At 42.4% G+C, this 22,948-nt stretch carries 26 protein-coding genes and 1 pseudogene; 25 read left to right on the top strand and 2 right to left on the bottom strand.

Going from position 1 to position 22,948, the window contains the following annotated elements:
* Positions 1-165: 165 nt before the first annotated feature.
* Both AACU98_RS07550 and AACU98_RS07545 read left to right on the top strand, forming a co-directional pair.
* On the top strand, positions 166-1,206 hold the full coding sequence (locus AACU98_RS07550; protein WP_161735771.1) for a nucleoid-associated protein: 1,041 nt from the start codon (positions 166-168) through the stop codon (positions 1,204-1,206).
* Positions 1,199-2,746: a hypothetical protein gene (locus AACU98_RS07545; protein WP_161735769.1), complete on the top strand. Its 1,548-nt coding sequence runs from the start codon at positions 1,199-1,201 to the stop codon at positions 2,744-2,746. The genes AACU98_RS07550 and AACU98_RS07545 overlap by 8 nt, the downstream gene beginning before the upstream one ends.
* A 488-nt stretch (positions 2,747-3,234) precedes the next feature.
* On the opposite strand, the gene AACU98_RS07540 is transcribed toward AACU98_RS07545, so the two are convergent.
* Positions 3,235-4,263 (bottom strand): phage portal protein, encoded by a 1,029-nt coding sequence (locus AACU98_RS07540; RefSeq protein ID WP_161735767.1) that lies wholly within the window; start codon positions 4,261-4,263, stop codon positions 3,235-3,237.
* Complete coding sequence (locus AACU98_RS07535; RefSeq protein ID WP_161735765.1) at positions 4,263-6,017, bottom strand: terminase ATPase subunit family protein; 1,755 nt, start codon at positions 6,015-6,017, stop codon at positions 4,263-4,265. The genes AACU98_RS07540 and AACU98_RS07535 overlap by 1 nt, the downstream gene beginning before the upstream one ends.
* A 172-nt stretch (positions 6,018-6,189) precedes the next feature.
* On the opposite strand from AACU98_RS07535, the gene AACU98_RS07530 reads away from it, so the two are divergent.
* From AACU98_RS07530 to AACU98_RS07420, 23 genes and pseudogenes are all read left to right on the top strand, one after another.
* The gene (locus AACU98_RS07530) at positions 6,190-6,999 is read left to right on the top strand and encodes a GPO family capsid scaffolding protein (RefSeq protein ID WP_049256947.1); all 810 of its coding nucleotides are present in this window, start codon (positions 6,190-6,192) and stop codon (positions 6,997-6,999) included.
* Positions 7,000-7,014: 15 nt separating this feature from the next.
* Positions 7,015-8,160 (top strand): phage major capsid protein, P2 family, encoded by a 1,146-nt coding sequence (locus AACU98_RS07525; protein ID WP_161735763.1) that lies wholly within the window; start codon positions 7,015-7,017, stop codon positions 8,158-8,160.
* On the top strand, positions 8,160-8,828 hold the full coding sequence (gpM, locus tag AACU98_RS07520) for a phage terminase small subunit (RefSeq protein ID WP_012368197.1): 669 nt from the start codon (positions 8,160-8,162) through the stop codon (positions 8,826-8,828). The genes AACU98_RS07525 and gpM overlap by 1 nt, the downstream gene beginning before the upstream one ends.
* 76 nt (positions 8,829-8,904) lie before the next feature.
* The gene (locus tag AACU98_RS07515; RefSeq protein WP_161735761.1) at positions 8,905-9,360 is read left to right on the top strand and encodes a head completion/stabilization protein; all 456 of its coding nucleotides are present in this window, start codon (positions 8,905-8,907) and stop codon (positions 9,358-9,360) included.
* Positions 9,360-9,566, top strand: a complete 207-nt coding sequence (locus tag AACU98_RS07510) for a tail protein X (protein WP_049220084.1) — start codon at positions 9,360-9,362, stop codon at positions 9,564-9,566. Before AACU98_RS07515 ends, AACU98_RS07510 begins: the two co-directional genes overlap by 1 nt.
* 19 nt (positions 9,567-9,585) lie before the next feature.
* Positions 9,586-9,900: a phage holin family protein gene (locus AACU98_RS07505; RefSeq protein WP_012368194.1), complete on the top strand. Its 315-nt coding sequence runs from the start codon at positions 9,586-9,588 to the stop codon at positions 9,898-9,900.
* Positions 9,893-10,297: a M15 family metallopeptidase gene (locus tag AACU98_RS07500; RefSeq protein WP_161735759.1), complete on the top strand. Its 405-nt coding sequence runs from the start codon at positions 9,893-9,895 to the stop codon at positions 10,295-10,297. Before AACU98_RS07505 ends, AACU98_RS07500 begins: the two co-directional genes overlap by 8 nt.
* Positions 10,294-10,797: a lysis protein gene (locus AACU98_RS07495; protein ID WP_113976850.1), complete on the top strand. Its 504-nt coding sequence runs from the start codon at positions 10,294-10,296 to the stop codon at positions 10,795-10,797. The genes AACU98_RS07500 and AACU98_RS07495 overlap by 4 nt, the downstream gene beginning before the upstream one ends.
* On the top strand, positions 10,772-11,209 hold the full coding sequence (locus AACU98_RS07490) for a phage tail protein (protein WP_141179072.1): 438 nt from the start codon (positions 10,772-10,774) through the stop codon (positions 11,207-11,209). The genes AACU98_RS07495 and AACU98_RS07490 overlap by 26 nt, the downstream gene beginning before the upstream one ends.
* Complete coding sequence (locus AACU98_RS07485) at positions 11,199-11,834, top strand: phage virion morphogenesis protein (protein ID WP_088206915.1); 636 nt, start codon at positions 11,199-11,201, stop codon at positions 11,832-11,834. Before AACU98_RS07490 ends, AACU98_RS07485 begins: the two co-directional genes overlap by 11 nt.
* Before the next feature lie 65 nt (positions 11,835-11,899).
* Positions 11,900-12,526, top strand: a complete 627-nt coding sequence (locus AACU98_RS07480) for a phage baseplate assembly protein V (protein ID WP_064505884.1) — start codon at positions 11,900-11,902, stop codon at positions 12,524-12,526.
* On the top strand, positions 12,523-12,861 hold the full coding sequence (locus tag AACU98_RS07475; RefSeq protein ID WP_049256918.1) for a GPW/gp25 family protein: 339 nt from the start codon (positions 12,523-12,525) through the stop codon (positions 12,859-12,861). The genes AACU98_RS07480 and AACU98_RS07475 overlap by 4 nt, the downstream gene beginning before the upstream one ends.
* A 1-nt stretch (position 12,862) precedes the next feature.
* Complete coding sequence (locus AACU98_RS07470; protein WP_099432933.1) at positions 12,863-13,771, top strand: baseplate assembly protein; 909 nt, start codon at positions 12,863-12,865, stop codon at positions 13,769-13,771.
* Positions 13,764-14,375: a phage tail protein I gene (locus AACU98_RS07465; RefSeq protein ID WP_161735758.1), complete on the top strand. Its 612-nt coding sequence runs from the start codon at positions 13,764-13,766 to the stop codon at positions 14,373-14,375. The genes AACU98_RS07470 and AACU98_RS07465 overlap by 8 nt, the downstream gene beginning before the upstream one ends.
* Positions 14,365-15,996: a phage tail-collar fiber domain-containing protein gene (locus AACU98_RS07460; RefSeq protein ID WP_161735756.1), complete on the top strand. Its 1,632-nt coding sequence runs from the start codon at positions 14,365-14,367 to the stop codon at positions 15,994-15,996. The genes AACU98_RS07465 and AACU98_RS07460 overlap by 11 nt, the downstream gene beginning before the upstream one ends.
* 99 nt (positions 15,997-16,095) lie before the next feature.
* Positions 16,096-17,268 carry a phage tail sheath protein gene (locus AACU98_RS07455; RefSeq protein WP_087726431.1) on the top strand — a complete coding sequence of 391 codons (1,173 nt, stop codon included), beginning with the start codon at positions 16,096-16,098 and terminating at the stop codon, positions 17,266-17,268.
* Positions 17,269-17,271: 3 nt separating this feature from the next.
* Positions 17,272-17,787, top strand: a complete 516-nt coding sequence (locus AACU98_RS07450) for a phage major tail tube protein (RefSeq protein ID WP_161735754.1) — start codon at positions 17,272-17,274, stop codon at positions 17,785-17,787.
* Between the two features lie 19 nt (positions 17,788-17,806).
* Positions 17,807-18,154, top strand: coding sequence for a phage tail assembly protein (locus AACU98_RS07445; RefSeq protein ID WP_161735751.1), 348 nt, complete (start codon positions 17,807-17,809; stop codon positions 18,152-18,154).
* Positions 18,115-18,288 carry a GpE family phage tail protein gene (locus AACU98_RS18435; protein ID WP_075204427.1) on the top strand — a complete coding sequence of 58 codons (174 nt, stop codon included), beginning with the start codon at positions 18,115-18,117 and terminating at the stop codon, positions 18,286-18,288. The genes AACU98_RS07445 and AACU98_RS18435 overlap by 40 nt, the downstream gene beginning before the upstream one ends.
* Positions 18,281-21,114, top strand: a pseudogene (locus tag AACU98_RS07435) (phage tail tape measure protein). Before AACU98_RS18435 ends, AACU98_RS07435 begins: the two are co-directional and overlap by 8 nt.
* Positions 21,114-21,578 carry a phage tail protein gene (locus AACU98_RS07430; RefSeq protein WP_036907694.1) on the top strand — a complete coding sequence of 155 codons (465 nt, stop codon included), beginning with the start codon at positions 21,114-21,116 and terminating at the stop codon, positions 21,576-21,578. The pseudogene AACU98_RS07435 and the gene AACU98_RS07430 overlap by 1 nt, the downstream one beginning before the upstream one ends.
* Positions 21,578-22,675: a phage late control D family protein gene (locus AACU98_RS07425; RefSeq protein WP_161735749.1), complete on the top strand. Its 1,098-nt coding sequence runs from the start codon at positions 21,578-21,580 to the stop codon at positions 22,673-22,675. Before AACU98_RS07430 ends, AACU98_RS07425 begins: the two co-directional genes overlap by 1 nt.
* 52 nt (positions 22,676-22,727) lie before the next feature.
* Positions 22,728-22,946, top strand: a complete 219-nt coding sequence (locus AACU98_RS07420) for an ogr/Delta-like zinc finger family protein (protein ID WP_012368178.1) — start codon at positions 22,728-22,730, stop codon at positions 22,944-22,946.
* The last annotated feature ends 2 nt before the right edge of the window (positions 22,947-22,948 follow it).

Raw genomic sequence — 22,948 nt, 5'->3', positions numbered from 1 at the left:
TACTTTAGCATTGGTTTAATATAGTTCAGCACTGGATTTTTATCTATTGATTAGAAATGTTAGATAAAAATTTATTTCTGAAATGTGATAGAGGTACTTATCTTTTTCTTAAATTATAGTAATAATTAAAAAAATTTATGAGTTTCATCTATTGGAGTTTTGAGAATGGCAGATGTTAGTTTAATAAAAAGTGCATTATTCAATATATCAATTGAAGACAGTTCAGTAACAGAACGACCACTTGAACAAAATAATGACTTCGTTACTTATTGCAGTAAAGTATTACAGGAATTAGTTAAAACGAAAAGAAATAAAGGATATAAATTTAGAGATATTAATGAGTTAGTTCCTAATCATGTTGTTTCACTTATCGTAAATCAGGACGAGTGGGAACTAAAAACAAAAAGTATTGCAGAAAAGTTATTAGATGTTGAAATCAAGGCGCAGGCTAATATTGAAAAATTAAACACACAAATAAAAAAAGGAGCTCTTTTAATTTTATTATTATTAATTGATAATAATAAACGATTTGCAATTCTTAAAATTGAGCATAATGGTTTTTTAGATGAGAAAGATGTTACCTTAAAACAAGGGCTACCTGAAAAAGCTCGATTACAAAAAACATGCTTAGTGTGTATTAATGATAGTAATAAAATTGAGCATCTTCTCATTTCAGACAGTGGTGCTGGAATAAGTAAATATTGGTGGAATGATTTTTTAGCTACAGTAGAGTTATCAAATTCAGAAACAAATACTAAAAATGCATTTATGTCAATTGATAAGTTTTTAAAAGATGAAATTAAAGGGATATCACCAACGGATTATTGGCTTATTCGTAATGATACTATTACTTACTTTAGAAACAATGAAACATTTGCTTTTGATGACTTTGTTGAAAAAATTAATCAACATAACTTTGAGAATGAAAATTTAAGAGAAAAAAAGGAACAATTTATTGCAAAGCTAAGTAAATTGCCTGAAGATGAACGTAAGGGATTTGATACACAATTTGAGTTAGATGAAAAAGTTCTTAAAGCGAGAATGAAAAAGACCATTGTTCTTGATGAAAATTTTGAATTGAAAATAAATGGTGAAATATCTGATTTCTCTAATAAAATAAAGGCAGATATTGACTCATTAGGTAAATATATTAAAATATACTCAGATATAGGTTATAAAGAATTTGGTGGAATTGAAAATGAATGATCTTAGCTTGCTTGATCGATTATCAAGTTTTTTATTACAAACGGAACTCGTTTCTGTTTGTGATGATTTTAATAAATGTCAAGCTAAGTATAAGATTAAAAACACCGTCATGAATCATGATGGTGTTACTCTATTTCAAGCCATTAAAGCTAAGTGTCAAGATTTTAGTCTTAGCTTTGATATCAAGTTTAGTTTTAATAGCTTTGACCCTATATTAATAACAAGGCAAACAACAGACTCTATATTGCAAGATAAAATTGATAGTATAAAAGATAATTTTGATTTTTTGGATTGTAAAGATAATAATGAATTAAATAATTTAACAGGTCTTGAAGTAATTATCTATAAAAACGAGGCTATTGATAAATTAAATTCAACCCATATATTTGATATTAAATCATTTTTTTCAAGTTTCAAAAGTGGTCATGAGTTAAATTTCTTATTTAAATTAAAAGAGTTTAATATAAATAAAAAAATAAAATTCTTTTTATGGAATAAGGAAACAGAATTCAATACTTCTTATATATATTTTGTTTCAGCTTATAGTAATGTTAATGATATTGGTGAAAATAAAAATAGAGATTTAATAATTAATAAAAGAAATAAATCTTGTCATTTTGCTTTTGACTCTGAGTTAAAATTTGTTCCTGATGATTTTAAGTTATTATTACCTACTGAAAATGAAGATATAAACACATTATTTGACAATCTTGTTGTTACTTTATCTTTGGTTTACCTCTGTGATTACAGTGATTTTAAATTTGAAAGTAATGAATTAGTATTTAAATTAAAAGGTTATCGCTTAATTAATGATGTGATTTTAGTTGATGAAATTAAAAATAATTCAACAAGTATTCTTTATGATATTTATTTATGGGTTTATACTGATGGTAACTTTATTGATAAAATTGGATTGGCTAGAAATATTATATCTCTTTATATAAGAGAAAACGATATTACTAAACTTTCATCAGGTGTGTTAAAGTCTATTGAATCTGGTTATGATATTTATTTAAAAGAAAATGTAAAACAGTATATTGAAATAAAAAATAAAATTTCTGAATTTTTGCTATTACAATCAGATAAAGCTTCTGAAATAACTAAGAATATGTTTTCCTCATTAAAATCAAGTCTATGGAGTATTGTTACATTTTTTATCAGTATATTCCTAATTCGAATTCTATCATCAAAATCGTATTCTGGTATCGTAACTTTCGAAGTAATGGTGATTACTTTATTTTTTGTTGTTTTTTCATTTGTTTATTTATTTCTCTCATTAAAAGAAGTAGAAGAAGAAAAATTAAGATTACTAAATAAATATAATACTATTCATGATAGATATAAAGATTTACTGAATGAAGATGATCTCAATAATATTATTAATATAGAAGAACTACAAAAAAATGATGAAGAATATATTGATGAACGAAAACGTTCATATAGAAAGACATGGATTTTATTTAACCTATGTATTGCTCTTGTAGTTATACTGCTATTTTGTTACACAAACTCTGATAATGTACTTACCTACATTATGTGAGATGTGAGTTTTGTAAAATGTAAAAATAACTTTTTATCTTTTACATTTTGCACTCTTTTGTGATCTTATGAATAAATTCGCAAGATTAAAACAGGATTAGAATTGCTCGAAGGCACCAGATATCATGGGCTTTCTTGGCACTCATGCAGGTGCATAAAAAGAGGTCGATTTAGTGCGCGGGCGTGGCGGGGTCACGATTGCGTTTTGAGGGGGTTAAAAACATTATTCCTCGCAAATTTCCGGCGCGTAGAGCGATTAAAACAAGAAAAAGTTACCTAGGTATCAAATAAATTACGTGCGCTTAAAATGGATTGTAGGCGCATTTAATACGGGTTTGAGAGGGTGAAAATTAGGCGGATTCGCCTTATCAAGGGGTAAAGGGTATAATAGAATCGGGTCACTATTATTATTAGTCAGACCGATACTTATACCTTACAGGTAAAAAAAATACCGCCAGTGTCGGCGGTATTGTTCTTTGTGTGGTGAAGTTATTCATCATCTAATGTGTACTTATCAAACTTAATCACTTCTTCACCTAGCCAATCATTAATCTGTAATATCTTGCTTTGCAGTGGTGCCAACTCATTACGAAAGAAAACCTTTGCCGCTTTTTCTACGTCACCAAAGCCACCGGTATTCTGTGGAATGATCCCCATCATTTGAGGCGGTACGCGGTGTGCGGCTAACATATCGTCACGGCTGACATTCTTGATATTGAGAAATTCATCTTTCGCCGCAATCTCACTTAATGGAATAACTTGCACGCCGTCTTTCTTGCCGTTCGGTGCGTGGATAAACAGGTTGCGGAAATTGCCGGGGCCTTTTGAGTTTTGCATTGCGTTACGAATTTTATCAATATCACTTTGGTTTTGTGAGGCGTCACTGACGTATAAAATAAATCCGGCATGGCTTCCGTTGCGATAATATTTAACACGAAACAAGGTTGCTGCTTCATTCAGTAGCACTGACATCGTGGAGGCCAGATATTCTGGTAACCCGTATAGTTCTTGATTTAAGTCGGGTTCGTATAACTGAAATACACTACCGGGCTTAAATTCATACGGCTTTGAGTCATAGCCATAGCACACAAACCAATAGCTATCATCAGCAACACCACGGCGGGTATATTTGGCGAGAACGGGGGTGAGTTTTAATAAGTTACCCACCATATTGTTACGCCGTTCAAGGTAGGCATTGCCAAAGGTTAAGAAGTCGAGCGCAAACCGGCTAAAGTCTAACTTAGAGAGAAAACGGTTAGGCTGAAATGTGCTGACTAAAATATTACGTTTGACATAAATTGCACTGCTATGATGTGTCGCCGCACGAAACAGTTTTGATAACCCATCAAAGCTAACCGGTGGCTCATACCAATTATCAATTTGCGCACATTCCAGATAATCAAAAATTTCTCGTTTATCTAACACCGGAACGGGATCACCAAAGGTAAAGGCTTCCATGCTGTTATTAGCGGTTGCCGTTTGTTGTGCTTTAAAATTCTTTTTATTTTTACGGCTCATCAATAAATCTCCACAATGTTATTACTGTTCTCGGTGGTGCCAGTTAAGGGTTCGTTGAAGAGGGCGTGCATTGTTGCCCATGCAAGGTCAGCATGTCCGCTTTCTTCACTGCGTGAGGCTTCATAAGTGGGGCGGTTACCGCTTCCGGTGGTAGTACGGCGAATGGAAGTAAAAGATTGAATGATATCAACGCACTGCGCATCGAACTCTAAACGTCCGTGACTAATCACGTCATAAGCTTTAATGACTAAAGCATTTTTGACATTCGGGTTATAAATAAACTCACGCGCAGCAGGAAAGAACTGAATGACATTCTGATAAACCCCATGCCCTAAGCCGGTGGTATCAATCCCCATATATTCGACATAGAAACGTTCGGTGATTTTTTTTATGGCGTCAGCTTGTGCGCGAAAATCCATACCACGCCATTGATGACGTTCTAATATTCGGAATTTCCCCCCTGGTACTTTCGGCGGAGCGATAACCACACAACCAGCACTATCACCATTTTCACCGCCTTTGCTGGGGTCGTAACCTACCCAAACCGGATCATAACCATAAGGGCGCAGGGCTAACGGTTGAATGTCGTCCCACACATCCCAACTGTCCACCATGCAGTTTTGCATCATGTTAAAGTTGAATAGGGATTCGATATCATCCATAAAGTGACACATTAACAGGTTGTTATATTCGTCCGGGCTATACTCTTTTTTGAGTTGCTCTAAATCGAATAAATCACAACCGCCTCGTAGTGCATCTTCAATATTGACGATTTGTCGCCATTGCCCATCTTCACATAAACGTCCATTGACTAAGGCTTCATGTGAGATATCAATATCAACTCTGTCTTCTTTTTTGCGCCCGCGGTTATACAGCTTGCCTGACCAAAAGGGGTACGCTTCATGGCTCATGGTTGACGGTGTTGAAAAGTAGGTTTGTCGCCAATGTTTTTGTATCGCCATACCCGAAGTCACTTTGCGTAACTCCTGAAATTTAGGTATCCAAAAAGTTTCATCCAGATACAAATTACCGTGATAACTTTGTGCTGTGCGGGCATTAGTGCCGAGGAAATAGAGCGTTGCACCATTACTTAACATCAATGGGTCGCCTTTTAATTCAACATCAACCTCCAATGCCATTTTGATAATATATTCACGGAACATATAGGCTTGCGCTTTACTTGCTGACAGGAAAACCTGATTACGTCCGGTGGTCAGGGCATCAATAAAGGCTTCACGGGCAAAGTAGAATGTTGCGCCGATTTGACGGGATTTTAAAATATTACGAATGCGGTGATGACCGGCGCGATACCACACCTTTTGATATTCAAACAACGTATTGCGAAAGATATCTTCTAGTTTTTCAATTTGTTCTTCTGAAAAGAAGTTTTTCTCTGGCTGACGGCGTTCGCCTTTATTGCGGTTAGCAATCTTAGGGTTTAGGTCCGTTTCATTGCCACCGTTTTGATATTTTCTGATCCGCGCCATGCGTTCAAGTTGACGCCCTAACAAGTCGATTTCTTTAAAATCTTTGCCTTCTTTGCTCTCTTTTAAAATTAGATTGCAATAACGCGCCTCAACGGTTAACTCTGCGCGTTCGGTAGGGCTGATTTCATCCCAATTATCGCGACGTTTCCAACTGTGAATAGTGGACGCCTTTTCGCCTAGCGATTCCGCTATGCGAGCAATGCGGTAACCGGCAAAATACAGGTGCATTGCTTTTTTTCGGTTATCAAATGTTTCTGTAATAGTCATTGCACAATCACGATTTCTTGCTTAAGTTACGGCTAGTCTATTGACCGCTGATCACCTATTCGCTTTATTCCCGTTGTGCCATATCTCAGACAAACCCTATCCATTGTTTAACGCCCCTTTTAACCGACAACATACAGACCAACGAATAAATGGATGCAGTCTGGAGTAGTGCATGTCGAAGAAATCAAAACCGGTTCGTCTTTGTGTTGAAGGGGCGACAACGGACGGGCGTCGAGTTGATCGCGAATGGTTAACCCAAATCGCGAAAAACTTTGATCCCACGGTTTATGGTGCGCGAGTCAATATCGATCACTATAACTATTCATGGGCACCACGCTTTGGTGATGTGGAGTCGGTGTATACCGAGGAAATTAAAGAAGGGGCACTGGCGGGTAAGTTGGCACTGTATGGTGTGATCAATCCGACGCCTGATTTAATTGAACTCAATAAAAAACGTCAAAAAGTTTATACCTCTGTTGAAATTGACCCGAGTTTTTCAGATACCGGCGAAGCGTATTTAGTCGGGCTGGCGGTCACCGATAACCCCGCGAGTTTAGGCACTGAAATGCTGCAATTTAGTGCTAATGCACAAAGTAGCCCGCTTTCAGAGCGCAAACAAAGCAAAGATAACGTTTTTACTGCTGCAGAAGAAAATCACTTTGAATTTATTGATGAAAACCCGCAGAGCGAGAAGCCAGGGCTTTTTAGCATTATTAAAGAGATGTTTTCTAAAAAACAACACAGTGATGATGCGCGATTTACCGATGTGCATCAGGCGGTGGAGCTGTGCGCCCAAGAAGTACAAACCCTTTCTGCAGAAATTACCGCATTAAAAAACGCCGACCAAAGCGAAGCGGTAAAAGCACTTACGCAACAACTCACGGAATTAAAAAACCAATTTGAAAATACAGACGCCTCGTTCTCACATCGTCCGCCGGCCACGGGTGGCGAAAATAATAGCGAAGTGCTGACGGATTGCTAAGGTAGTGAACAGACCATGAAAAAAGAAACTCGTTTTAAATTTAATGCGTACCTCACGCAACTCGGTAAAATTTACGGTGTTAGCGCGCAAGCGTTTAGTGATACAAAGGTTCAAATTGAACCGTCTGCCGCGCAAACGCTGGAAACCAATATTCAGCAGTCAGCAGAATTTTTAACACACGTTAATATCGTGCCCGTTGATGAGCAAGTGGGTGAGGCCATCGGTTTAGGTATCGGCTCAACTATCGCAGGCACTACCGATACAACAGCAAAAGAGCGCGAAACAAGTGATCCAATTAAGCTGACCAAAAATAGCTATCATTGCCAGAAAACCAATTACGACACCCACCTTGATTACGCCAAAATTGATATGTGGGCGAAGTTCACCGACTTTCAAACCCGTATCCGCGATACGATTATCCGCCGTCAGGCATTAGACCGCATTATGATTGGTTTTAATGGTACACATCGCGCCGATAATTCTGATCGGAAAAAATACCCCTTACTGCAAGATGTGAATTCAGGCTGGTTACAAAAAGTACGCGAGCGTGCGCCAGAGCATGTGATGGGCAGTGAAACGAAAGACGGCGCAACCACAGCGCAGCCTATTCTGGTCGGTAAAGGACAAGCTTATCAAAATCTTGACGCATTAGTGCAAGATACGGTCGATACTGCGATTGATCCTGAATATCAGGACGATACCGGTCTTGTTGTGATTTGTGGACGTAAATTATTAGCAGATAAATATTTTCCACTGGTTAATAAAGACCAAGATAACAGTGAAAAACTGGCGGCAGATACCATTATTAGTCAGAAACGTATTGGTGGTTTGCCGGCTGTACGTGCGCCGTTCTTCCCTGACAATGCATTTTTTATCACTCGCCTTGATAACTTGTCGATTTATTTCCTTGCGGATTCTCGTCGTCGTCAAGTGTTAGATAACCCAAAACGCGATCGCATCGAAAACTACGAGTCCGTCAATGAAGATTTTGTGGTTGAAGATTTTCGCGGTGTGGCACTGGTCGAAAATATTGTTTTTGAAGATGTAAAAGAGAAATTGCCAGAAACAAAAAAAGAGGGGGTAGCTTCTGAAAATGAAGTCGTCAAAGACGACAAAGCAGTAACTGAAGAAACACCAACTGAAAATAAAAAGGCGAAATAATGGCATTATCTCCGTGGGAAAAACACCGCATGAGCCTTAGCGCGCAACAGTCCAGCCAATTGGGTGGGCATGTTAGCCGTAATACACAGGGCTATCACATGATGCTGTTACGTCTTGCGACAGATAAAAAAGAGCTAAAACATTTTCAGTCACGCGAACGCAAAGAAGCTTATAAGCGCAAGATATTAGCCAATTATCAGCCGTGGGTTGATGGGGCATTGTCCGGTGGTAGCGGTGTGCAAGATGATGTCTTAATGACGATTTTGCTGTGGAAAATTGATGCGGGGGATTATGAGGGGGCGTTAGATATTGCCGTTTACGCATTAGCTAACCGTTTAGTGATCCCCGGTGTTAACCGCACCACGGGCACCGTGATTGCCGAAGAAATCGCCGATTCTGCCATGCGAGCGTATGCCGTGAAATCACCGGTTTCATTGGCAACATTAGAGCGTACACGTGCTTTGACCGATGATGAAGATATGCCTGATGAAGTAAGGGCAAAACTCTACAAAATCTTAGGGTTAGTGCTACGCGATAATAATCGCCCACAAGAAAGCTACTGCGTATTAAGTCGAGCCTTAGAGTTAAACATGAATATCGGTGTGAAAACCGAATTAAAACAACTCGATAAAGTGCTTAAAGCCCAGCGTGACGCTGAAAAAGCATAGTGACACCACGTCAGGGCGGCACGGAAAAAGCAATTTGCTTCTTTCGTCCACCGCCCACCTATTTTAAGGTTTTCTTATGGATTATGTTTCTGCTAACCCTGTGCCACAAAAAGACGAATCCATTAAAAATAATGGCTTTTTCCCTGATATTCAAACTCGTGATTTTCAATTGCAAACTCGCGTCGATGGCACTGTGACACCGGAACGGCTGAAAAGCACGTTATTGAACGCCATGATTGAAGTAAATCGTGAATTGTATCAGTGGCGTATTGGTCAAGCTGCGAAAACATTAAAAGAGGTGCCTGCCGAACAGATTAACGGTGAAAGTGAACTGATGATTTTATATCAGCGTGCCGTGTTCTGTTTTGCAAAAGCCAGCTTAATCGAGCGTTATCGCGATATTGATACTACCGCACAAGGTAATAAAAAAGCCGACACCATGACGCCGGCTATTGATGAAGTGTGGCGTGATGGCAAGTGGGCGTTACAACGTATCAAAGGGGAAACCCATAACACGGTGGAGCTTATCTAATGCGGATTTATACCCAGCAAGGGGATACCGTAGATGATATTTGTTGGCGTTACTTTGGTCAGTCATCCGGCATGATTGAACAAGTATTAGAAGCCAATCCGGGGCTGGTTGAATTAGGGGCAATATTACCCACCGGCACCGCGATTGAGTTACCGGATACGCCTCAACAACACAGCACCACAGCGATTTTACAACTTTGGGATTAACCCCTTTAAGGGGGAAGGTATGAAGAAGATGCCCTATAAAGATCCAAATAATATGAATTGGTTTACTGCCTTATTAATTGCCGGTATGGCGGTTTTTGGTGGTATTGCCAGTTATGCCAATAAAATAGTGAAAGGGGAACCGTTCCGCTTTGCCATCTTATTTGCACAAATTGTTGTCTCTATGTTTTCAGGGGCATTGATTTTATTCGGTGCAAGTTATTACCAGTGGCAACCTGAAATTGCCGGCGCTATTGCCGGTATGGCGGGCTGGTCTGGTGCTGCATTGGTCAGTGCGTTAGAAAAAAGATTCTTAAGGAAGGTCTCTGGTGAATAAATTTATCTTTAGCCAGCGCAGTAAAAATAATCTTAGTGGCGTTAATCCGCTATTAGTGAAAATTGCTTATCGTGCGTTAGACATTTCTACGGCGGACTTTGCAGTGATTGAAGGTGTTCGCACACTTAAAAAGCAAAAAGAAAATGTGAAAAAAGGCATTTCAAAAACATTAGACAGCCGTCATTTAACAGGCGATGCCATTGATATTTTGCCTTCTGCGATTAAACCAGGGATGGAATGGCACCCGCATTTTTTTGAGCCGGTTTTAATGGCATTTAAGCAAGCGGCAGATGAAGAAGGGGTAACATTACGTTTTGGTAAAAACTGGAAAAGTGATCCCAGTTTACCCGTTGAAACCCGCTTTCCTGATTATCCTCATATTGAGATCCCACGATGAAAAGGAACGTACTGCTTATTATTGTGGCGGGTGTGATGGGCTTGCTACTGATATTTAAGTTTGATGCTTTGCTCACTGAGAATAGCCAGCTTAAGGGTGATAATCTCGCCCTTAAGAAAAGTGTTATCAGTCATCAAGACGCCATTGAACATTATCAGGAAGAACTTGCCCGCTTATCAGAATTGGATAAACAACACACAAAGGCGTTAACCGATGCAAAAAATGATATTAGCCGGCTTAATGATGAGTTGCGCAATAATACTAAACGGGTGTACATCAAAGCCGATTGCCCCAACCCCGATAATCACACCACCGCCACCGCCGGCATGGGTAATGCAACCTCCGCACGACTTACCGAAACAGCTCAACAAGATTATTTACGTCTCCTCGAAATGATGGCGGAGAATAAGGCGCAAACGGAATATTTGATTGATTATACAAATCAATTATTACAATACATCAATAAGTTAAACCATGAAAAAGCCTGCAAACCTACGTGACATCTTAATTAAAAAGGTGGCCTATTTAGGGGATAACCCCGATAGGCTCTACACCTTTATTGACGGCGGGGCGATTGTGGCAAGCGGTGCCCGTAGTCAATCTTATGAGTATCAATACAATCTCAATATTATTATTGATGATTATCCCGGTGACCAAGATGTGTTAATGGCGGTGATCATTGGTTGGATTGAACAACATCAGCCTGATATTTTCCTGAATCCCGATAAACGCCAAAGTCATTTTACCTTTGACGCCTTTATTGATAGCAATCAGACCGCCAGTATTAGCATTGATTTAAAGTTGACTGAGCGTGTCCTCGTTAATGTGCAAGCGGATAAATTGGTTGTTGGTGCCATTGAAGAGCCGGCTGATCCGTTTGAAAGTTGGGAGAGTGTGGCTCATGAACGCTGATGATTTCAGCCCGTTAACCCAAGCATTAGCCGCTATGTTGGCAAAAGCGTCACCCAATGAACGTAAAAAATTAGCCCGTGAAATTGCCCGTGATTTACGCAAAAGCAATTTACAACGTATCCGTGCGCAAAAAAATCCCGATGGAACGGCATTCACCAAACGTAAAGCATCAACGGTTACCGTGTTGCGAGGAATGAAATTTGTCTGGAAAGGGCAACCACGTAGTTTAAAAAACTGGCGATTACGCAAAACAAAAAAAGGTGAGGTGATCACCGGTTACGATTTGGAAAAGAAAGCCGAACGTAGTTTTTATAAGCGCGATATTCTGCGTTTTATTGAAGTAAAAAAAGACAAAATTAGCACCGCAAAGCCCAATAAACAGACTCGCATGTTTAAGCGTTTAGCCACTGCCCGTTATTTGCGAATGTCAGCAAATGATAAAGGTGTCACCCTCTCTTTTGCCCCTCAAGTTGCAGGCATTGCTGCGGTGCATCATTACGGTTTAAAAGAGCGTGTGCGGGGCAAGTCATTAGAAATCCAATACCCTGAACGAAAGCTATTAGGCTTTTCACCGACAGATATTAAACATATCGAAAATCAATTACTGGAATTCCTTTCTCGTTAATTGTCCTGTCGTTGAAACAATTCCAATCCCGTGAGTTTTTTTATTTCCCGTTGCACATTGCGGGTATGAATATCGCAGAGCTTATCCGAAAAATACAAAACTTGATCCGTACTGGCGTTGTGATTGATGTCAGTGCGGAAAAAGGGTGTCGAGTTAAAACGGGCGACAATGAAACCGACTGGCGCCCGTGGCTTACTGCACGTGCTGGTAACTCGCGCTCATGGTGGGCGCCCAATGTTGGCGAACAAGTGTTATTGCTATCAATCGGTGGCGATTTAACTACCTCGTTTGTGTTGCCGGCGATATTTAGTGATGATTTTTCAGAGCCGTCAACCTCATTAACCGCGCATCGTCATGAGTATAAAGACGGGGCAGTAATTGAATATGAGCCGGCAACAGGGGCGCTAATAGTCACGGGAATTAAAACCGCCGTGATTGAAGCCAGTGAGTCGGTCAAAGTCACGTCACCTGACATTACGTGTGTCGCGACAAGCAAAATCACCTTAGATACCCCTACCGTTATTTGTACCAACAACTTAACCACGGGATCACTGACGGTGCAAAAAGGCGGCACCATGACCGGTGATATTACCCATGTTGGTGGGAAAATGTCCTCTAATGGCGTGGTGGTTTCAACCCATACCCACGGTGGCGTGCGTACTGGTGATGGTAATACGGGGCAACCGCAATGAACTATCTCGGTATGAATGCACAAACCGGTGAACGTATTACCGATATTGAGCACGTTCGCCAATCGATCAAAGATATTTTTAACACCCCCATTGGTAGCCGATTGATGCGCCGTGAATATGGCAGTTTGCTTGCCGATTTAATTGATGGCCCAGTTAACGCCAAGATGCGATTGCAATTAATGTCAGCGTGTTACACCGCAGTTTATCGTTGGGAGCCACGTATTGTGATGACGGCCATTGATATTCATAGCCAACACGAACAGGTGATTGTCGATATCACCGGCTATTACGCCCATAACCAACAACCGATTAATTTCTCTCTACCGGTGACATAACATGCCAACGATTAATTTAAGCCAATTAACACCGCCCGATGTGATTGAGTCGTTAGATGCAGAACAATTATTACGCGAACGCAAAACGGCATTGATTGCCGCAATGCCAGTGCATTTGCGTGATGCGGTTGCTAATACGTTATCGTTAGAGTCGGAACCGCTGACCAAGTTGTTAGAAGAAAACGTCTATCGTGAGTTGTTATTGCGCCAGCGTATCAATGAGTCTGCCCGCGCGGTGATGGTGGCGTATGCAAAAGGGGCGGATTTAGATCAGTTAGCGGCGAATTATAATTTATCGCGTTTAGTGTTACGCCCTGCCAATAACAACACTATTCCGCCCACACCGGCGATTTTAGAGTCTGACGATGATTTGCGTTTACGCATTCCTGCCGCTTTTGAGGGGTTAAGTGTTGCGGGGCCGGTGGGCAGTTATGAATTTCATGCCCGTAGTGCCGATGGTCGGGTGTCCGATGTGTCCGCGATCAGCCCAGCGCCGGCAAATGTCACTATCTCGGTGTTATCTCGTGAGGGTGACGGCACCGCATCGGAAGAATTACTGCGCATTGTTGAGCGCGCGTTAAACGATGAAGATGTGCGACCGGTTGCCGACCGTATCAAAGTGCAATCTGCCAAGATTATCCCTTACCAAATTGATGCCACGTTATTTCTTTTCCCGGGGCCAGAGTCGGAGCCGATACGCAAAGAAGCGAGTCAACGTCTGACGCAATACATCACAGAGCAACACCGCTTAGGGCGTGATATTCGTCTGTCAGCGATTTATGCCGCATTGCATGTGGAAGGTGTGCAACGTGTGGAGTTAAAACAACCCACTAAAGATGTAGTGCTTGATAAAACACAAGCCTCGTATTGCACACAAAGCACCTTAACCATTGGTGGCTCGGATGAATAGTTTATTACCGTCAGGCAGTAGCCCATTAGAAAAAGCCGCCGCCATTGCCTGCCAATCCTTGCAAACCTTGTCGGTGCCTTTACGCCAATTATGGAATGCCAGCGCATGCCCTGTTGATTTACTGCCGTATCTGGCATGGGCTTGGTCAGTGGATCGATGGGATGAAAACTGGTCGGAGCCTGTTAAGCGTCAAGTAGTACGGGATTCGATGTTTATTCACCGACACAAGGGCACCATTGGTGCGCTTAAGCGTGTGGTTGAGCCGTTAGGTTACATCATCAAAGTCACGGAGTGGTGGCAAACCGATGATCCGCCGGGCACATTTCGCCTTGATGTGGGCGTGCAAGAAAACGGTATTAGCCAAGAAATTTATGATGAATTAGAGCGTTTGATTGCCGATGCACGCCCTGTTAGTCGGCATCTCTTGGGGTTATCTATCAACCTTGATTCGCAAGGTGAGTTTTATCTTTCTGCCGCGACATTTAGCGGTGATGAGTTAACGGTTTACCCCTATTTTGCAGAAGAAATTACCGTGTCTGGTGCGCCATTAACGGCGGTCGGAGTACACATTATTGATAAAGTTGAGGTCGCACATGAGCGCTAAATTTTTTGCCTTATTAACGGTAATTGGTGCCAATAAATTGGCAAAAGCCACCGCATTAGGCACTACCTTAAAAATTACCCAAATGGCTGTGGGTGACGGTGGCGGAACGTTGCCGACACCCGATACACAACAAACTAAACTCGTAGGCGAAAAACGCCGTGCGGGATTAAATACCTTATTTGTTGATCCAAAAAACGACAGCCAGATTATTGCTGAACAAGTGATCCCTGAAAATGAGGGCGGTTACTGGATACGTGAGATTGGTTTATTTGATGATGAAGGCAGTTTAATTGCCGTGGGTAATTGCCCTGAAACCTATAAGCCACAATTACAGGAGGGAAGCGGACGCACACAGACTATTCGCATGATATTAACCGTTAGTCATACCGAGTCAGTCGAGTTGAAGGTTGACCCCTCGGTGATATTGGCGACCCGTGAGTTTGTCAATGATGCGATTGAAAGTGCATCAAAACAGACATTAGCGGAAGTCGCTAAGCTTTATGCTACCAAAGCCGAATTAAGCACGGGATTAAGTAAGGTACAAAAATCAGCGGATGCCGCTAACACAAACGCCAATAGCCGCGTACCTAGTACCCGTAAAGTTAATAATAAACCACTGAGTACCGATATTACCTTAACGGCGAGTGATGTAGGCGCTGCAACACCGGCACAGGTGAATGAAGCCAAGACAGCCGCATCTAATGCACAGGCCACAGCAAACAGTGGTGTGAGCAAAGCAGATACCGCACAGAAAACCGCTAACGATGCAGTAAGCAAAGCCAATACAGCGCAAACCACCGCAAATAATGCGAATTCTAATGCTAACGGTCGAGTACCCAACACCCGTAAAGTAAATGGAAAACCACTGACTGCTGATATTACGTTAACGGCGGGTGATGTGGGGGCAGCAACGCCGGCACAAGTGAATGAAGCCAAGACCGCCGCATCTAATGCACAGGCCACAGCAAACAGTGGAGTGAGCAAAGCGGATGCCGCACAGAAAACCGCTAACGATGCAGTGAGTAAAGCTAACACTGCGCAAACTGCTGCAAATAATGCCAACACTAATGCTAATGGGCGAGTGCCTAACACGCGTAAAGTGAATGGCAAACCATTAAGTGCTGATATTAGTTTAACTGCCAGTGATGTGGGTGCTGCAACACCGGCACAAGTGAATGAGGCAAAGACTGCCGCAAACAATGCTAACAATAATGCCAATGGGCGGGTACCTAACACGCGTAAAGTAAATGGTAAGTCACTAAGTGCTGATATTCGTTTAACGGCGGGTGATGTTGGGGCATTAACACAAGCACAGGGAGATAATCGATATGATAGGAAAGGCACTGAGCGCCAATGGCGAAAGGTAGGGGATTTTAATGGTGAATCCGCGGTTGTTGAGATAACGTTAAGTGAAAATATTTTAGGTAAATATGTATTTATCCAGAGATACACGAATGAAGCATATGTAGGATTTTTAGTCCCTCCTATACCAAATATAAAATTTGCAGTATCAGTCCATGCTGCTGCCTTCTGGGAACTTCAAGTATCAAGTGATGGGAAAAAGCTGAAAATGACTGATAGTACTTATGGTAGTGCTAGAGGTGTCTATGTATTAGACTGATATTATTCACTTGTACAGCTCCTCAAACAATCCCGCTTTCGTGCAATTTAACCGCTAATTTTTCATGCTACACGGACACAGTTATAGGAGTCCGTGAGCATGGCACAAGATTATCATCACGGTGTGCGCGTTATTGAAATTAACGAAGGCACCCGCCCCATTCGCACTATCAGCACCGCTATTGTTGGCGTAGTTTGCACCGCTGATGATGCGGACGAAAAAGCCTTTCCTTTAAACAAGCCCGTCTTATTGACCGATGTATCACAGGGTATCGGTAAAGCAGGGAAAACCGGCACCTTAGCCAGTACCTTAAAAGCCATTGCAGATCAGGCTAAACCCATCACTATTGTAGTACGTGTTGCACAAGGTGAAGAAGAGGCAGAAACCACCACTAATATTATCGGTGGTACTACCGAAGAAGGGCTAAAAACAGGGTTACAAGCACTGTTAGCATCACAAGCCCAACACGGCATTAAACCTCGTATTATTGGTGTGCCCGGTCATGACACGTTAGCGGTTGCCAATGAGATTGCGGTGATTTGTCAAAAGCTCCGCGCCTTTGGTTATGTGTCTGCTTACGACTGTAAAAATATCAGCGAAGCAATCAAGTACCGTGACAACTTTGGTCAGCGTGAATTAATGGTCATTTTTCCTGATTTTACCTCATGGGATAGCACCACCAACAGCGAATCAACCGCTTACGCCACGGCGCGTGCGTTAGGTCTGCGTGCCAAGTTAGACAATGATATCGGTTGGCATAAAACCCTATCAAATATCACCGTTAACGGTGTCACGGGCATTTCTAAAGATATCTATTGGGATTTACAAGATCCCGCGACTGATGCCGGTTTACTGAATGAAAAAGGGGTGACGACACTTATCCGCCGTGATGGTTTTCGTTTTTGGGGTTCGCGTACCTGTTCGGATGATCCACTATTTGCCTTTGAATCTTATACCAGAACTGCGCAAGTCCTCGCTGACACCATGGCGGAAGGGCAGATGTGGGCAATTGATAAACCGTTAACGCCATCTTTAGCGCGGGATATCGTTGAAACCATCAATGCAAAATTACGTTCACTGGTCAGTCAGGGCTACTTGTTAGGCGGTGAGTGTTGGTATGACCCAACATCAAATAGCAAAGAAGCACTCAAAGACGGCAAACTCACACTGGATTATGACTATACACCAGTGCCACCAATGGAAAATCTGATGTTACGTCAGCGTATTACCGATAAATACCTGATGGATTTCGGCAACAAAATCAAGGGGTAAATCATGGCGTTACCACGCAAGTTAAAGAATTTTAATTTATTTATGAATGGCGCCAATTATGTGGGCATTGCAGAAGAACTCACATTACCCAAAATCACCCGCAAGTTAGAAGCCTATCGCGGGGGCGGTATGAATGGTTCGGTGCAAATTGATATGGGCCTTGATGACGGCGCGCTTGATAGTGAGTTTACCCTCGGTGGCGCTGATATCGACGTTTACCGCCAATGGGGTGCCTCAACCATTGATGCCGTACAACTGCGTTTTTGTGGTGCTTATCAGCGTGATGATACGGGGGAAGTGCTTGCTGTAGAGGTGGTTCTGCGTGGCCGTTATAGCGAAATCGATCCGGGTAACTGGAAATCGGGTGATAACACGCAAACTAAAGTCACCGTAAAACCCACTTACTACAAGTTAGTGATGGACGGTCAAGAAATCATTGAGATTGATATCGTCAATATGGTGGAAAAAGTGGACGGTAAAGACCTGTTACAAGCACAGCGTGACGCGCTGGGGCTTTAATTAAATGCGGAAAGAGAACATGAAAGAGCCAATCGAAGAACAGAACAAAGAGCAAGTTGAGTGGGTTGTTGTTAATGGCGATCAAGCCACGGTGACTCTAGAACAACCGATTATGCGCGGTGAAACCAAAATCGACAAAGTGACGGTGCTTAAACCTAATTCAGGGGCATTACGTGGTGTGCGTTTACAGCCGTTAATGGATATGGATGTTGATAGCATGATGCAAGTCTTACCACGCATCACTATGCCAACACTGACAAAGCAAGATGTGCTGTCTTTAGCCGCGGGCGACTTGGTAAATCTAAGTGTGCAGGTGGTTAATTTTTTATTACCGAAGTCGGTTATGCCCGATTCCCCAGCGAATTAACCACCGATGAACTGGCGGCAGATATTGCCGTCATTTTTCATTGGTCACCGGCAGACACCGGCAAAATGAGCCTTTCAGAATTATTGTCATGGCGCTATCAAGCGGCGAAACGGTGCGGACAACAGGATGAGTAATAACTTAAAATTACAAGTTGTACTGAGTGCGGTTGATAAATTAACCGCACCGTTTCGCAGTGCGCAAGAAAGTAATAAACGATTGGCGTCCGCTGTGCGTCAATCGCGTGACTCGCTAAAAAACCTCAATCAGCAAGCCTCACAAATTGACGGCTTTCGTAAGATTAAACAGCAGTTAACCTATACACAGCAGGCGTATCAATCCGCCACACAACGTGTTGCTACTCTCGCCAAAGAAATTGCCAATACTGAAAATCCGACAAAAAAACAGTTAGAGGCGTTTAAAAAAGCGCAACGGGAAGCGGGGCAACTCAAAACCAAGTATGAGCAATTACAGCAGTCGGCACAGCGACAGCGCTCAGCATTACAAGCTAATGGCATTTCAACAAACCAACTCGGTCAAGCGCAACGGCGACTGAATAGTGATATTGAACGCACTACGCAACAGCTCCGCCGGCAAGAAAATCAGTTAAGGCGCAGTGCTGAACAAGAGCGGCGCATGGCAGCGGCTAAATCGCAGTATCAAAAGACGCTCGATGTACGAAATAAAATGGCGGGCACTGGTGCCACCATGACGGCAACCGGTGCGGGTATGTTGTATTCCGCCAAACAAACCTTAATGCCGGGGTACGAGTTTAATGTCGGGATGTCAAAGGTGCAGGCATTAACGCGTCTCGATAAAAATTCTGATGAATTTAAGATGTTGCGTGAGCAAGCGCAGGAATTAGGCGCAACTACAGCCTTTACTGCCAACCAAGTGGCGCAAGGTCAGGCATTCTACGCCATGGCAGGTTTTAAGCCTGAGCAAATTAAAAATGCTATGCCCGGAACATTGGCAATGTCATTGGCAGGTGATATTGATTTAGGTACCACGGCAGATATCGGCTCCAATATTTTAACCGGCTTTAAGCTCGATTCTGACCAAATGGGGCGAGTGAGTGATGTGTTGGTCGGGGCCTTTACTCGTTCAAATACCAGTTTAACCATGCTTGGCGACACCATGAAATACGTTGCACCGGTGGCGTCAGGGTTAGGGGTTGATTTAGAAACCGCAGCCGCCGCAACGGGTAAATTGGGTGATGCGGGTATTCAAGGTTCAATGGCGGGTACTTCATTACGCGCTATCTTAGGGCGTCTTGCTGAACCGCCGAAAATGGCCGCCAAAGCATTAGAAGAACTTGGCATTAAAACCCGCGATGCAAAAGGGAACTTACGCGACTTTCCTGAGTTATTAGCTGAGTTGGATAAGAAAACCGCTAAGATGGGTAATGCACAACGGGCAGGCTTCTTTAAAGCGATTGCCGGTGAGGAGGCTTTTTCTGCATTATCTGTGCTTGCTGAACAAGCAGGAAAAGGAGAATTACAGAAGTTTGTAATGAATTAAAAAAAGCTAAAGGCGAAGCGCAAAACGTCGCGGGTACAATGACGGACAACCTTGATGGTGATATGAAAAATCTAACATCAGCGTGGGAAGCTTTAGGTATAAAAATATTTGATGGAATTGATAAACCATTACGTCAAATTTCTCAAAGTATTACAAAGGCAATATCAAAGGTTGAATCATGGGTAAAGGCTAACCCTGAACTGGCTAAAACGCTGACGATGATCGGTTTAGCGATAGCAGGCATTATTACCACGCTGGGTATTCTCTCGTTATCCATTGCGGCAATGTTAGGGCCATTAGCCGCCGCGAAATTAAGCTTGTCAATTTTAGGCATTAAAGGCGGTAGTGCGCTCACACTATTATTAAAACCGATAAAATTATTAGGTAGTGCATTTTTAGGGTTGGGTAAAGCCATGTTAGCTAACCCTATTTTATTGGTTATTGCCGCTATTGCGGCTGCTGTTTATCTGATTTATAAAAACTGGGACACCATTGGCCCCTACGTTTACAAGGTATGGGATACCGTTAAAAAATATACTGCTATCGCATGGCAAGCGCTAAAAGATACTATTAAGAGTGCATGGGAGGCCATCAAGTATATATTCTTTAATTGGACACCGCTTGGGCTCATTATTAAACATTGGGATTCGATAGTCAGCTACACCCAAACAACATGGACGATGATAAAAACTAAAATTTCAGATGTTTGGGAGGGAATTAAAACAACACTTAAAAACGGTTGGAATAATATTGTTAAGTCTGTACAAGAAACGTGGGAAACGATAAAAACCACGATATCAACAAAATGGAATGAAATTGTCGAAGACACCAAAGCATTACCGACTAAATTTTTGCAGTTTGGTAGTGACCTGATTGATGCCATTATTCAGGGGATCAAAAACAAATGGACGGACTTTAAAAATAGCATTGGGGAATTGGCAACCGCAACTAAAGAAGCACTCACCCCTGAGTTTATGAAAAGTAATGATCCGAAAGTGCAGTCTGCGTTAGATTCTTACAACAGCAACTTTGCCGGTATGTATGATTCCGGCGGTTATATCCCGCGTGGTAAATTTGGTATTGCGGGAGAAAATGGCCCTGAAATTGTCGAAGGCCCTGCGAATATCACCAGTCGTAAACACACTGCGATGTTAGCGGCTGCCGCATTATCGTTAGGCAGCGCCTTTTCGTTACAGGCACAAAATACCCCGTTGCACCCACACAGTTTGCCCGTTGAAAACTATCGTCCTGCTCCGGCTAATGTGAATATTCAACAACAGCGTTATCAAGGCGCGCCGGCACATTATGAAATTAATATTCATCCTCAACCAAACCAATCCGCGCAAGATATTGCCCAGCTTGTTATCGCGGAAATTGAGCGCCGTGAGCGTGAAAAACAAGCACGATTAAATAGCCGTTATCAAGACAGTGAGGTGTGGTAATGATGGCAGCACTTGGGGTATTTGTGTTTGAGTTACGCACCGTACCTTATCAATCCCTACAAAAACAACAAACGTGGCGACATGGTTTTACTCAACGTGTCGCACGCCGACCGGCACAACAATTTATTGGCCCTGATACCGATGTGATCACCTTATCGGGGGCGCTTTATCCCTCATTAACTGGCGGTAAAGTGTCGTTGCTGGCATTAGAGTTAATGGCGGATAGCGGTAAAGCATGGTCGTTTATTGATGGTACGGGTACCATTCATGGCATGTTTGTGATCACCGATTTACAACGTACCCATACCGAATTTTTCCAAGATGGTGCAGCCAGAAAAATTGATTTCTCGCTGACACTAAAACGGGTGGATGACTCCATCAGTCAGATGTTGGGAGATTTAAGCGACCAATTAGGCATGATGGCCAATGGTGCCGGTGAAGCGATGAAAGGAGTTTTATCATAATGTTGCCAGAAATGATCACCGGTAAAAGTAGCATGCCGGCTTTTGTGTTAATTGCTGGTGATGAAGATATCAGTGCCAAAATTCAAGGGCGATTAATTTCGCTTTCATTAACGGACAATCGGGGCTTTGAAGCTGACCGGCTTGATATTGAGTTAGATGATTCTGACGGCGCATTAATGATGCCTAAACGAGGTGAGGTATTGACCTTGCATCTTGGTTGGCAGGGTGAAAACCTTATTCATAAAGGCTCATTTACAGTTGATGAGATCGAGCATTCAGGTGTACCCGATAAAATGACATTGCGCGCTCGTAGTGCCGATTTTAGGGCAACACTGAATGTGCGCCGTGAAATGTCTTACCACCAAAAAACATTAGGCGATATCGTCAGAACCATTGCAGGGCGTAATAATGTCACGGCGGTGGTTGATCCTGGTCTTGATACGGTAAAGATTGAACATATCGATCAGACTAATGAGTCAGACGGTAGTTTTTTAACGCGCTTAGGACAATTAAACGGTGCCACCGCTTGTGTTAAAAACGGCAATTTGTTGTTTATGGTACAAGGGGGCAATACTACCGCCAGTGGTCAAGCATTACCGCTAGTACAAATCACCCGAAGTGCGGGAGATGGACACCGTTTCTCATTAGTGGATAGAGGGGCTTACACCGGTGTGACGGCCAATTATTTAAATACCCGTAAACCGCAAGAAAAAACACAGTCACAAATTCGCCGTAGAAAACCCACTACCAATAAACCGAAAAAAGAAGAGCAGAAACAAGGGGAGTACCTTGTCGGTGAAGAAGGTAATGTGATGGTGTTGTCTCATACTTATGCGAGTAAAACCAATGCTGAACGTGCCGCGAAAGCCGCGTGGGAAAAAATACAGCGAGGTGTTGCCTCTTTTAGTATTACCCTTGCGAAAGGGCGTGCAGATCTCTTTCCTGAATTACCTGTAAAGGTTAGCGGATTTAAGCCTGAGATTGATGAGGCCTATTGGACGTTGGTCACGGTGAGTCATTCATTGAACAATAGCGGATTTACCACCTCGTTAGAATTAGAAGTTAAAAGCAGTGAGATAGATATGGATAAGGAATAGTGCCTGTGTATAATTACAGGTAATTTCCACATCATAAAGAGGTAACCCGTTTATGATGATTTGTCCTGTTTGTGGTCATGCCGCCCATACCCGTAGTAGTCAACAAATATCTTCCGATACCAAAGAACGTTATAACCAGTGCCAGAATATCAATTGTGGTGCGACGTTCGTCAGCCATGAAACCGTAACGCGGTTTATTTCAAAGCCTCAGTTGATTGAACGAGTAGAGCCACATGTTGATAAGTGTTGCCAACAGGCATTAGCGATTTGATG

The organism is Proteus sp. G4380 (assembly GCF_963885725.1).
GTDB lineage: Bacteria > Pseudomonadota > Gammaproteobacteria > Enterobacterales > Enterobacteriaceae > Proteus > Proteus mirabilis.
The sequence above is the reverse complement of the archived record's forward strand: the minus strand, read 5'-3'. Positions and strand labels throughout refer to the sequence as shown.